Annotated in this window: 10 protein-coding genes; 4 read left to right on the top strand and 6 right to left on the bottom strand. The window is 37.4% G+C overall.

The window, feature by feature from the left end:
• Nucleotides 1-1,318: 1,318 nt before the first annotated feature.
• The 6 genes from mnmE to infC all read right to left on the bottom strand — a co-directional run bounded on the left by mnmE (nt 1,319) and on the right by infC (nt 6,296).
• Nucleotides 1,319-2,683, bottom strand: a complete 1,365-nt coding sequence (gene mnmE / locus HMPREF9420_RS01695) for a tRNA uridine-5-carboxymethylaminomethyl(34) synthesis GTPase MnmE (protein WP_007133654.1) — start codon at nt 2,681-2,683, stop codon at nt 1,319-1,321.
• Nucleotides 2,683-3,561 carry a nucleoside phosphorylase gene (locus HMPREF9420_RS01690; protein ID WP_007133653.1) on the bottom strand — a complete coding sequence of 293 codons (879 nt, stop codon included), beginning with the start codon at nt 3,559-3,561 and terminating at the stop codon, nt 2,683-2,685. The genes mnmE and HMPREF9420_RS01690 overlap by 1 nt, the downstream gene beginning before the upstream one ends.
• Before the next feature lie 8 nt (nt 3,562-3,569).
• Nucleotides 3,570-4,733 (bottom strand): hypothetical protein, encoded by a 1,164-nt coding sequence (locus HMPREF9420_RS01685; protein WP_007133652.1) that lies wholly within the window; start codon nt 4,731-4,733, stop codon nt 3,570-3,572.
• Nucleotides 4,734-4,957: 224 nt separating this feature from the next.
• On the bottom strand, nt 4,958-5,302 hold the full coding sequence (gene rplT / locus HMPREF9420_RS01680; RefSeq protein ID WP_004380007.1) for a 50S ribosomal protein L20: 345 nt from the start codon (nt 5,300-5,302) through the stop codon (nt 4,958-4,960).
• Between the two features lie 36 nt (nt 5,303-5,338).
• Nucleotides 5,339-5,536: a 50S ribosomal protein L35 gene (rpmI, locus tag HMPREF9420_RS01675; RefSeq protein WP_007133651.1), complete on the bottom strand. Its 198-nt coding sequence runs from the start codon at nt 5,534-5,536 to the stop codon at nt 5,339-5,341.
• A 67-nt stretch (nt 5,537-5,603) separates the two neighbouring features.
• Nucleotides 5,604-6,296, bottom strand: coding sequence for a translation initiation factor IF-3 (infC, locus tag HMPREF9420_RS01670; RefSeq protein ID WP_007133650.1), 693 nt, complete (start codon nt 6,294-6,296; stop codon nt 5,604-5,606).
• 645 nt (nt 6,297-6,941) lie between these two features.
• Between infC and HMPREF9420_RS01665 the strand changes: the two genes are divergently transcribed.
• The 4 genes from HMPREF9420_RS01665 to HMPREF9420_RS01650 form a co-directional block, all read left to right on the top strand.
• Nucleotides 6,942-7,964: a sugar kinase gene (locus tag HMPREF9420_RS01665; protein ID WP_007133648.1), complete on the top strand. Its 1,023-nt coding sequence runs from the start codon at nt 6,942-6,944 to the stop codon at nt 7,962-7,964.
• Between the two features lie 14 nt (nt 7,965-7,978).
• Complete coding sequence (locus HMPREF9420_RS01660) at nt 7,979-8,650, top strand: bifunctional 4-hydroxy-2-oxoglutarate aldolase/2-dehydro-3-deoxy-phosphogluconate aldolase (protein WP_007133647.1); 672 nt, start codon at nt 7,979-7,981, stop codon at nt 8,648-8,650.
• Nucleotides 8,631-12,116 (top strand): sensor histidine kinase, encoded by a 3,486-nt coding sequence (locus tag HMPREF9420_RS01655; RefSeq protein WP_007133646.1) that lies wholly within the window; start codon nt 8,631-8,633, stop codon nt 12,114-12,116. Before HMPREF9420_RS01660 ends, HMPREF9420_RS01655 begins: the two co-directional genes overlap by 20 nt.
• Nucleotides 12,117-12,121: 5 nt before the next feature.
• The coding region (locus tag HMPREF9420_RS01650) for a response regulator (protein WP_044079018.1) at nt 12,122-12,428 on the top strand (307 nt) is incomplete at its 3' end.

Below are 12,428 nucleotides of genomic sequence, written 5' to 3'. Positions count from 1 at the left end.
CACCAAACTCTACACGCTTGTTTTCCTTTCCCCTGATAATGGGACGTAGATAGGGACGGGCTTGACTTCCTTACCGGAGAATAGTTCTGACTGTTGGAGGCATACCTCACGCACAGCGGACAGCCGCTTTTCTTGTTCTGCCGACAGACAGATGCAAGGATTGTACTGTTTATGCAGACGATTCCATTGAGAAAGGAGTTTGGACAGGAGCCTCAGGAGTCTTCTCCTGAGCTTGCGCGTGGACGAGGCTGTGTGCTTGCGCTGCTTGGCGTATGCAAGCCTGGCCTTGTCAATATTATTATACTTGCATCTCGGAATACGCTCTGAAAGGTGTTTACGCTCGGAGACCAGCAGAGTGTGAAGCCAATGGCAACACTCCCAGAGCAGCTTGATATCCGTAGGAAAACGCAGGTAGCTCTCGTAGCAGGTTGCATCCGTCAAGCATAGATCTTTATCCTTGAGACAATCTTGCCATTTGGCGTACAATATGCTCTGAAAACTGTTTATGTCAAGAATGCGACCAAGACGATTGCGTATGGCACTTACAATCTTTCCATCCTTGATGGGATAGGAGGGGGCTAGCAGAACACCACAGAACATCTGCATGTGGATGCTTCCGTTAAACATCTCTATCAGACTATCGTCAGACAGACCTGTGTATGACTTAAGGAACATTAGGGCAATTTCTCCTTCACCCGAGAAAAGAAGCTTGTTGCCTCGCTTGCTCTTATGGCTAAGGTTCGTATACTCTGCAGCCAACTCCTTTAGGAGGAGCTAGGAATGAATGCGTCCAAGTTCGCTTTTTGCAAATCTTTCACGATAGCTCTGTAAAAAATCGAACTCTGTAAAGGGCAAAGTTGGTGTTATATCAGAAATTTTTTGTATCTTCACGACGATTTTTTAAGTTTTCCCCCGATTCTGCCCGTGATGGGTCGTTCGAGGGATTTTATGTATAGGTACAAATAATATATGATGCTGACAAACAATTAGTTAAGATAATTCTGAATATTCCTAATCTATAACGATATTACAGCTATATTTAGTAATAGACTTATGCATCTCTTAAATTGTTCAAGCAAGATTTCTTCAATAATTATTGGTACGGATCGAAAAGTAGTGCGAGTGTTTCGTCTTGTAGTTATTTATTTTGATACTTAATATTTCTAGTAAGAATATAACAATAAAGAATCTACAGAAGTAATATAATTAATACAAAATTTTCAATTTATTTTCCGATGCTTATTCCATTGAAACTCCTTTTGTAATCTCATGTTAGCTATATTGGTTTTGTATCCGATTTAACACATCCAAATAAGGTCTACTTTCCGATGCAAAAATGTTTGAAAATATTTCCAAGTACCTCGTTCGTCGTTATCTGTCCACCTGTTATTTCGCCTAATTGTTCAAGGCAAAGACGAAGATCTTCACTAATCAAATCTCCACTTAACCCAAGTTGGATTCCATCAATAACACGCTGAATACTTTCTTTTGCTCGCGCCAAAGCCTCATAATGGCGTGCATTAGTCACAATAACGCTGTTCTCTCTAATTGTTGGAATATCTGCAGATTCATATATTGCAGTTTCTAATTCGTTAATATGTTCTTTGTATTTTGCAGATATATAAATTACACGGAAAGGCAAATGGTTATCGACTTGTTGTTGAGAAAGGCAATCCATCTTATTAAATACAATGAGAAGTTTTTTACCTTCAGTAAGTCGTTGCATCTCATTAATATCATCTGCCGTGGGTATTTGATCTATAGTCCATAATACAATAGACGCTTCATCAATTTTTTTGAAAGCTTTTTCAATGCCTAATTGTTCAACATAATCTTCTGTTTTACGAATCCCTGCAGTATCAATAAATCGAAAGGTGATTCCATTTATTTCTGTAGTATCTTCTATGATATCTCGTGTTGTACCATGAATGTTGCTTACAATAGCCTTATCTTCATGTAACAAACAATTGAGAAGTGTGCTCTTTCCTACATTTGTTTTGCCAACAATGGCTACAGGAATTCCCTTTTTCAAGGCGTTTCCTGTCTCAAAAGATAGAATAAGGTCAGATATTCGATGTTGAATCTTCTCAGCAAGTGCTTCAAGTTCCCCTCTGTCGGCAAACTCAAGTTCCTCATGATCAGAGAAATCTAACTCAAGTTCTAATAGTGATGTTATCTTTAATAGTTGTTCTCGAAGTTGTGATAGTTCACTACTAAAGTGCCCTTTTAACTGATTGAGTGCAAGTTGGTGAGATGCTTTATTCGATGACGCAATTAAATCGGCCACGGCCTCAGCCTGACTCAAATCCATCTTACCATTCAGATAGGCACGTTTTGTGAACTCTCCTGGTTCTGCTTGTCGACACCCAGAGTCAATAAGAGCCTTTATTACTTGACCTAAAATAAATGCAGAACCATGACAAGATATTTCTGTACTATCTTCACCTGTATAGCTGTGAGGGGAACGAAAAATGCTAACAAGAACTTCATCAATTACATTTCCTTCTTTATCATGCACCTCACCATAGTGCAATGAGTTTCCTTTTGCATCACACAAGGTTTTAAGTCGCGTACTCTTAAATATGCAATCTGTGATTTCTATAGCTTTCTCTCCACTTACTCTCACAATACCAATAGCACCTCCCGTAGCAGTTGCCAATGCGCAGATAGTATGATTGTCCATTAAATCCGTTCTAAAACTTTTTCAATCAGTTTGTCAATTGTATTCTTATAGCCAGTATTTGCCTCTTTTGCTAAGCGATTTGCTATAACCATGCAACATGTCATAGCCTTATGTCCCATAAGCGTTGAAAGACCAGCGAGTGCAGAGCTCTCCATCTCAAAATTCGTAATGCGTAGTCCTTCGTATTCAAAACATTCTACTTTCTCATTTTGTTTTGGGTCGGCTAATGGCACACGCAGTTCCCGTCCTTGTGGACCGAAGAATCCGCCGCAGGCAATTGTAACCCCTCTTACCATATCATCTTGTGCAATTCTGTCGATTAACTCTTTATCACCATCAATAACATATGGTGAACACAATAAGGGATTCCAATGCATATGTTGTTTGAAAGCTTCTTCAAATTGAAGATCACATACTTCATTTCGACCTGCATAAAAGTTTAATAGGCCATCAAAACCAATACTCTTAACACTGGCAATATAGGTTCCTGCAGGTGTATTGGGCTGCAAACCACCACAGGTTCCGATGCGAACAAGGGATAGTGTTCTATGTGTTTCTTTCTCTGTACGTGTAGTGAAGTCTATATTCGCTAAAGCATCTAACTCATTTAACACGATGTCAATATTGTCACAACCAATTCCTGTACTTTGAACAGTGATACGTTTCCCTTTATATGTTCCTGTAATTGTATGGAATTCACGACTCTGAACTTCGTATTCCTTCGTTTCAAAATGGCTTGCAACCAAGGCTACACGTCCGGGATCACCAACTAAAATTACTTTGTCCGCTAATTGTTCTGGTTTAAGATGTAAATGAAAAACACTTCCATCTTCATTTATAATGAGTTCTGATGGTGCAAAATATTTCTTTTCTTTCATATTCGTTTTTATTTAAGGTTTTCTATATTACGTATTTCTTTTTCTAAGTTTGAAGCTTTCTGTTGCATGTCATACAGCTGTTTCTCTCCGTTTATAATTGATTTTGAGAGCTCTTTCTTACTTGTTTGAGAAGAATTTCTATAACGTTCTCTGAGATTCTCTAACTCCGTTTCTTGTTGCTTTATTTGTGTTTTGAGTTTTAGTAAATTAGAGATTCTTGACTGATTCTCTGGTTTAAACTCTGTAATATCATTCAATTCAACTTCATCATTCACAAAAAAATGGAGGCGAGTTTTCTCCTTTCTCATAATTTTATGAGTTGAAATAAGATCATTTAAGCGTTTTAGTGCAAGTTCGCGATTCCCATTCTTCCATGTAGAAGCAATTGAAGTTATTTGTGCTTGAGCCTCAAGCTGTTTAGCTGTAAAATTATCTTTCTCATAGGAAAGCCGCTGTCTAGTTGGAATAAAGGTGTAAATACAAACCTTTCCTTCTGGCATTCTTCGATCGGTTACCAACCAACCTAACTCATGTACCTCATCAATAGCTAGTAAATAATCGTTTGATGGGGAGTTATAAGGCAAGCCTATATTCTCTGGATTGTAGAAGCTATGCTGCTCACTATTGTATCTTGTCATAAACAAGTCATAACCACCAATGCTATGATTGCCTTTTGCTGCAAAATAAAGAGTTACTCCATCCTGCATCATGAAAGGATAGTTTGCTTGCAAATAAGTATCATCGATTGCTGCGATTCGTGTAGGTTTCATCCATTGCCCACCAATCTTATCAGTATAAAAGATTGTTGATTGTGTTGAATCTCCCTTGGATATATAAGCCTTATCTTGTAAACCATTTAAGAAAGTTACCATGTTTGGCTCATCAACTCCATGAATAAAACTTGAGGTTTTTGTGAATTGTCCCGATACTTTATCAAAAGGGATGTGCCTGAAGAAGTCTTGTTTGTCTACAATAACACTATCAACGAATAATATTTTCGCTGTTGATGGCAACATCTCTGTAAACAAAGCGTTGTTCATGCTGTGTTTAATACCCATACGTTGTGTCTTTGAAGCCTTAGTCTTTACTTTCTGATGGTTTTGCGCATCAACTGATGTTGTGGGTAACACACACACAATGCATATATATAATAATGTATCTTTTATTTTCATTTCTTATTAAATGTAAGAGTTACAAAAATAAGAAAAAAAAATAAGAAAGAAGATGTTTTGCATAGTTTTTCAATAGTAGGGTAGTCTATGGTGGGCTTTTATAGGATTGAATATGCATTGAAAGATATTACCACTTGTTGAAATAAATATTGTAAAATGAAAAGAGAGTGAATTACTATTATTGTAATTCACTCTCTTTAATATGCTATTTTTAATCTAAAAGCTTATTTTACTTTGTCAACAATAGCCTTGAATGCTTCAGGATTATTAACTGCGAGGTCAGCAAGAACCTTACGGTTAATCTCTATACCTGCTTTATGAAGTGCACCCATCAAAGTTGAATAGCTCATGTTTTCGAGTCGAGCAGCAGCATTAATACGCTGAATCCACAATGCACGGAAATTGCGTTTCTTATTACGACGATCGCGATATGCATAGGTGAGACCTTTTTCCCAGGTGTTCTTTGCTACCGTCCAAACATTCTTTCTTGCTCCATAATAACCTTTAGTGAGCTTCAGAATTCTTGTTCTTTTTGCTTTAGAAGCAACATGATTTACTGATCTTGGCATAATTTTCTGTCTTTAAATGTTCCACTAAAAAGTTAATTAACGAAGGCGGAGTAAGTCACGTACCTGTTTCATATTACTCTGATCAACCAGTGTTTGATGAACAAGGTTTCTCTTTTGCTTCTTTGTCTTCTTAGTCAGAATGTGACTGTGGTAAGCATGATGTCTTTTAACCTTACCTGAACCGGTGAATGTGAATCTCTTCTTTGCACCGGAATTTGTCTTTACTTTTGGCATTTTTTTAAATTTTTAATTGTTATTTATTGTGGCAACGCATATACCCGGCGTTACGCACTTCTTTTAATTATTCTACAGAACTTTCCTTTTTAAGCTTGCTTAGAACGTCTTCTCCGTTCTTTGCATTGGCGAATAGGCCATTGTTCTCAGCCTGTTCATTCTTTTGGTTCTGTTCAACAGCTTTGGCTTCTGCCTCTCTTTTTTCTCTGTCTACCTTTTGTTGACTCTTCTTTACGACCCCAACTTTCTTCGGTGCAAGATAGAGAAACATTTTCTTTCCCTCTAACTTAGGCATCTGTTCAACCTTTCCAAACTCCTCCAAGTCATTGGCAAAACGAAGTAATAAAACTTCTCCTTGCTCCTTGAATAGGATAGAGCGTCCACGGAAGAATACATAAGCACGAACCTTATTGCCTTCGTTGAGGAACTCACGAGCATGCTTCAATTTGAATTGATAATCATGTTCATCTGTCTGAGGTCCAAAGCGAATCTCTTTAACTTCAACCTTCACCTGCTTCTGTTTCATCTCTTTTTGATGCTTCTTCTGCTGATAAAGGAATTTAGAATAGTCGATAAGACGACAAACCGGAGGCTGAGCATTGGGTGAAATCTCTACAAGATCTACGCCGTTCTGACGTGCCATGTCTAACGCTTTGCGTGTAGGTACAACTTCAGAGCCATCTTCTCCTACGATGCGTACTTCGCGTACACGTATTTGTTCGTTAATACGGTACTGATTTTTCAATTTGTCATTCTTCATTCAACTATTTTAATTGTGCTATTTTTGCTAAACGCCTGCAAAGTTACTATTTTCCAACGAATTAGACAAGAAAATAAAATTATATTTTTCTTTGTTTTTTATCAATTCCTCCAAAAAGGCATTATTTGTTGCAGATAGGATTAAAGCTGTGTATATATAATAAGGTGTTAAGGTTTGCTTTTACCTTTATGATATGTTACAAATATATTTTCCATGCCATGATTGTATATCAAGTTTATTTCGAAGTATTTCTTATCATTCTCTTATTACTTTTTAATTCATTTGTTTTCTATATTTGTTTCCGTTGTAAAATGATGCATTTAATCTCATGAAATGAATGATTTTGAATGCTTATATGATAGGTTTGGTTGTGTAAAATGATGCATTTTAGTTTTTATCAAAATAGAAATTGACAAATGGTTGACATACAATTAGTTATTAACTTTATTATATTAATATCATAAGATATAAATAATTTGAATTTATGTATCATTAAAAAGCATGGTAATACCTCTTTTATCGTATAACAATTGCGTTCATAATCATTTTCTTTTTGTTTTATTTTCCAAATTCATAAATAATTACTATTTTTGCGATGATAAACAAAACACTTAATCTATAATCAAAAAAACAATCTAAAGTAAAATGGGTAAAATTGTAACATTAGGCGAAATTATGCTTCGTTTGTCTCCTACAGGGAACTATCGCTTTGTTCAGAGTGAGTCTTTCCAAATCTTTCCAGGGGGTGGAGAAGCCAATGTTGCTGTGAGTCTTGCTAATTATGGTCACGCAGCTTGTTTTGTTTCAAAGCTTCCTTCTCATGAGATAGGTCAGATAGCTGTAAATGCTTTGAGGAGATATGGCGTCAAAACAGAGTATATTTCGCGTGGCGGTGATAGGGTAGGACTATATTATGCCGAGACAGGGGCCAGCATGCGCCCATCTAAAGTCATTTATGACAGGGCACATAGTGCTATTGCCGAGGCTGATATTTCTGATTTCGACTTTGATAAAATCATGGAAGATGCCGATTGGTTTCATTGGAGTGGTATCACGCCAGCTATCAGTGATAAAGCTGCCGAGATTGTGCGCGTTGCTTGTGAAGCAGCAAAACGCCATGGTGTTACTGTCTCGGTTGATCTTAATTTCCGTAAAAAGCTTTGGACATCAGAGAAGGCTATCTCTGTGATGCGCCCCTTAATGCAATATGTTGACGTTTGTATAGGCAATGAAGAAGATGCAAATATGTGTCTTGGTTATAAGCCTGATGCAGACGTTGAGGGTGGAAAGACCGATGCTGAAGGTTATTATGAGATCTTCAAAGGCATGATGAAGGAATTTGGTTTCAAGTATGTTGTTTCAACATTACGTGAGAGTTATTCTGCTTCCCATAATGGTTGGAAGGCTCTTATCTATGATGGTAAAACATTCTATGAAAGCAAACACTATGATATTAATCCTATAATTGACAGAGTTGGAGGTGGAGACTCGTTCTCTGCAGGTTTGATTCATGGATTGTTGTCATATAAAGACCAGGCTAAAGCCTTAGAGTTTGCTGTTGCAGCAAGTGCATTGAAGCATACAATTCCTGGTGATTTCAATCTCGTTTCAACTTCTGAAGTAGAAAGTTTAGCCAAAGGTAATGCTAATGGCCGTGTTCAACGATAATACTATTTGATATTATGGCAAGATTTAATAAAGTCCAAGTGATAACAGCAATGAAAGAAACGGGAATGGTCCCCGTGTTCTATCATGAAGATTTAGAAGTTTGCAAACAAGTTATTAGCGCCTGTTACAAAGGTGGAGTGCGTGTGTTTGAGTTCACCAATCGTGGCGATTTTGCCCATGAGTTGTTTGGTGAATTAATAAAATGGGCTGCAAAAGATTGTCCCGAACTTATTCTTGGAGTAGGTACGGTGGTTGATGCGCCGACAGCATCTCTATATCTTCAGTTGGGGGCTAACTTCATTGTAGGTCCTAATTTCAATCCCGAAATAGCACCAGTTTGCAATAGGCGTTTAGTGCCTTATGCTCCAGGATGCGGTAGTGTTAGTGAAATTAGTAATGCACAAGCGGCTGGTTGTGATGTGACAAAAGTCTTTCCTGCTGGTAATGTGGGCGGTCCATCGTTTGTAAAGAACGTATTAAGCCCCTTGAGATGGAGCAATTTAATGGTTACAGGAGCGGTCTCTCCCGATCAAGAGAACCTTAGTGCGTGGATAAAGGCAGGCGTTCTCTGCGTTGGTATGGGTTCAAAATTGTTCCCAAAAGATGTTATCGCTGCTAAGAACTGGCAGTATATCACAGATAAATGTATAGAAGCATTAGGCTATATTGTTAGCGCTCGCTCATAAAATTAAATCAATAAAAGATCTTTTCCCTTTTTTAATAATGGGAATATTCTTACTTTCAGCTTGTCAATCAGAGCATAAAACTCAGGTTGACAGGCTGAATGATATATCCTATTCTTATCATTATCGTAATTTAGATTCAACGAAACACTATGCAGAAAAGGCTCTGAATCTTAGCCAAAATTATGATAATGGACATGCAGAAGCATTGAATAATCTTGCTTTTGTGAGTATTGTCAGGATGCATTATGACAATGCTTATAAACTATTGAACACCACATTAAAGACTACAGACAATCAAATTGAATTACTTGTTGCCGATGTTCAGTTTATGCGTCTTTGCCAACGACAATCTCGAAACAAAGACTTCTACATTTACCGAGAGAGTGCTATTCATCGACTTCGCCGTATAAAAGAAGAACAATCAACGCTAACTCTTCGTCAACAAAAGCGACTTACTTATGCTAAGTCTGAGTTTGATATAGTCAATTCAACCTATTTTTATTATATAGGTCTACGTAAACAGGCTATTGAAGCACTTAATAACATAGACCCTTATGGAGCAATTCAGCAGGACACGGCACAGCTGTTGTCTTATTATTACAATATAGGCTCAGGAGGAATGATATCTTCTGGAACAGGGAAAGAAATCATTCAAAAAGAATTTGACTATCTAATGAAGAGCTATTTATTGTCCCGTCAGCATAACTATCCCTATTGGGAGGCAAACTCAATGCAGGCAATTAGTGAGCATCTTCAAGATACAAAGCAACGCAATATGCTGATAGCAGATAACCTTCCAGCAATGAAGTACTTGAACGTTGACCATATGCCTGACTCTCTTTTAGCAGGCAATCTTGCACAAAGAGCATTAAACATCTTTGTCAAGTATGGTGATGTGTATCAGATTGCGGGTGCATATAGAACGTTGGCACAATGCTATTGGCATATTCATGATTATCATTCGGCGAGCATTTGCCTTAATGATGCTTTGTTTCGAGATACAGTTATCAACCAAGCACCAGCTCTTGTAGCGTCTATTCGCGAACAAATGTCATTGGTTTATTCAGCCATTGACAACAAGATGCAAAGTGATTTTAATCGCAATATCTATTTAGATATGCAGGAGAAAACACGCCAAGACCGTCAACTTGAGGCTCGTGCTGACCAGTTAAATAAGTCTGCTTCCACGCTGAACTATATGATAGGAGCTGTTGTCTTCATGATTGTTATAGTAGTAATTCTATTGATTATATTTGATAGAATGCGCGTAAGAAGCGATAAAAAGTTCTCAATGAAGCGGCTCATTGCACCATTAAATGAATGGCAAGAGCGTGAAAGGGTTATTCGATTAAAGCGAGAAGAAGATTTCGAACAGGTCGATGAGCAGATTAAAATGGAGAATTTGCATCTCTCAGATAACTTGAGAAGAAACATTGAACAACGCGCAAAGATAGCTCTTGTCAACAGCATTACTCCACTGATTGACCGTATTATACATGAAATTAATTGTTTGAGAAAACGCCATGAGACCGAAAAGGTGCGAGAAGAAAGGTATGCTTATATCAGCGAACTCACTGATCAGATAAGTGAATACAATAATGTCTTGACCCAATGGATTCAACTTCGTCAGGGACAACTTAGTATTCGAGTGGAAAGTTTCGCCCTACAAGATTTGTTTAATATCGTAGCTAAGGGGTATATGAGCTTCAAGTTGAAAGGCATTTCTTTGGAAGTTAGCCCGACAAAAGATGTGGTTAAAGCTGATAAAACCCTGACTTTGTTTATGATTAACACGCTTGCTGATAATGCAAGGAAGTATACTCAGCAAGGTGGATGTGTGAAAATCTATAGTCGTTCTACGGAAAATTCGGTAGATATTGTCATAGAAGATAATGGACTTGGAATGTCAGAGAAGCAGGTTTCTCATTTGTTTGATCATAAAACTATTGTAGATGAATCTTTAAAAGAAGGTGATTCTATTACTGACGAGAAGTCACATGGCTTTGGATTAATGAATTGTAAGGGTATCATTGATAAGTACAAGAAGATTAGTTCGATATTCTCAATTTGCTTTATCAAAGCAGAAAGCGAGCTTGGAAAAGGCAGTCGTTTCACTTTCCGCTTACCCAAAGGAACAGTTCGACTATTACTTTGTTTATTTATATCAAGCATATCATTGCCTGCTTTCTCATCTCCTTTCCTGCTTAAAAAGGCTGCTTCATTTGCCGATAGCGCTTATTTTTGTAACTTAAAAGGGCGATATCATCGTACATTAGACTATGCAGACAGTTGCAGAACCTATCTAAACAAGTACTATCGAACATTGAAACCACACGATAGTAATGACACATTGCGTTATATTGAGACAGATGTTATCCCACCAGAGATATCTTGGTATCACAAACATTTACGCTTTGATTATAATGTTATCCTTGATATTCGCAATGAAACTGCTGTTGCTAATCTTGCATTGCACGAGTGGGATGCGTATCATTACAATAATCGTGTCTACACATTACTATTCCGTGAGACCTCAGCTGATAATAGTTTGGGAGAATATGTGCGTGTAATGCAACGTTCAGAGAATAATAAGAACGTTGCTATTATACTTCTTGTATTGCTTTTAATATCTATTTTCCCAGCCTATTATTTCCTATATTATCGTCATCGTCTATATTATCGACTTGCTGTTGACCGTGTAAATATGATAAATTCTGTGCTGTTGTCTAACATATCTTCCCATGAAAAATTGAGTCAAATTAACGAAATCTGGGCGCAAACAAGTGTTTTATTGAAGTCAACGACCAACAAGTTGAATGATGTTGTGTCGAAGATTCGTGTTGCACTTTCAGACAAAATAGAAGACGATAGTAAGCTGACGACAAATTTAGAATTAGCGAATGATGAACTACATCGCATCATATATGAAAATCAAAAGCTTCATGTTAGTAATAATGTACTTGATAATTGCCTTTCAACATTAAAGCATGAAACGATGTATTACCCTTCACGTATTCGCCAATTAGTTGATGAAGATAAGAAGGATCTCAATGCAATACGCGAGGTCGCACTTTATTATAAGCAACTTTATGCTTTACTTAGTGAGCAGGCTATGGTCCAGTTGGATAATAATCTTAAGGTAAACTCACGATTGGTTAACTATCTTTTTGAACTCATAAAAAAGATAAGTGGAGAATCCAACATACAAAGGACAGTGAAAGATAAGGATAAATTATACGTAATGATATGCTTAGAGTTACCTTCTTTGCATCTAACTGACGCACAATGTGCCGTGTTGTTCACTCCATTATCTATTGATATACATTATATGGTGTGTCGACAAATCGTGCGAGAGATTGGGGAAACAACTAATCTTCGAGGCTGCGGCATCTCGGCAAGTCAATTGAATGGTCGCCAAGGTACATTGATAGAGATAACTCTTCCACGGCAATTAAATATTAAATGAGACTTATGAAGAACTTTAAAATCATCATTGTTGAAGACGTTCCTTTGGAATTAAAAGGGACAGAAGGAATCATTCGGAATGACATTCCAGAAGCAGAAATCATAGGAACTGCTGAAAATGAGGCAGCCTATTGGAAACTATTAAAGGCTAATTTGCCAGATCTTGTATTACTTGATCTTGGACTTGGTGGCAGCACTACTGTTGGAGTAGAGATATGTAGGCACACAAAAGCATTGCATCCCGATATCAAAGTACTTATCTTCACAGGAGAAATTCTGAACGAAAAGCTTTGGGTAGATGTGTTGGATGCAG

It is taken from the genome of Segatella salivae DSM 15606 (genome assembly GCF_000185845.1).
Lineage (GTDB): Bacteria > Bacteroidota > Bacteroidia > Bacteroidales > Bacteroidaceae > Prevotella > Prevotella salivae.
Note: the sequence above shows the minus strand (reverse complement) of the source record. Positions and strands in the feature narration are given on the sequence as shown.

Coding starts and splice junctions, on each gene's coding strand:
- infC (WP_007133650.1), bottom strand. CDS start 6,296: ATGAAGAATGACAAATTGAAAAATCAGTACCGTATTAACGAACAAATA.
- mnmE (WP_007133654.1), bottom strand. CDS start 2,683: ATGGACAATCATACTATCTGCGCATTGGCAACTGCTACGGGAGGTGCT.
- HMPREF9420_RS01690 (WP_007133653.1), bottom strand. CDS start 3,561: ATGAAAGAAAAGAAATATTTTGCACCATCAGAACTCATTATAAATGAA.
- HMPREF9420_RS01660 (WP_007133647.1), top strand. CDS start 7,979: ATGGCAAGATTTAATAAAGTCCAAGTGATAACAGCAATGAAAGAAACG.
- rplT (WP_004380007.1), bottom strand. CDS start 5,302: ATGCCAAGATCAGTAAATCATGTTGCTTCTAAAGCAAAAAGAACAAGA.
- HMPREF9420_RS01665 (WP_007133648.1), top strand. CDS start 6,942: ATGGGTAAAATTGTAACATTAGGCGAAATTATGCTTCGTTTGTCTCCT.
- rpmI (WP_007133651.1), bottom strand. CDS start 5,536: ATGCCAAAAGTAAAGACAAATTCCGGTGCAAAGAAGAGATTCACATTC.
- HMPREF9420_RS01685 (WP_007133652.1), bottom strand. CDS start 4,733: ATGAAAATAAAAGATACATTATTATATATATGCATTGTGTGTGTGTTA.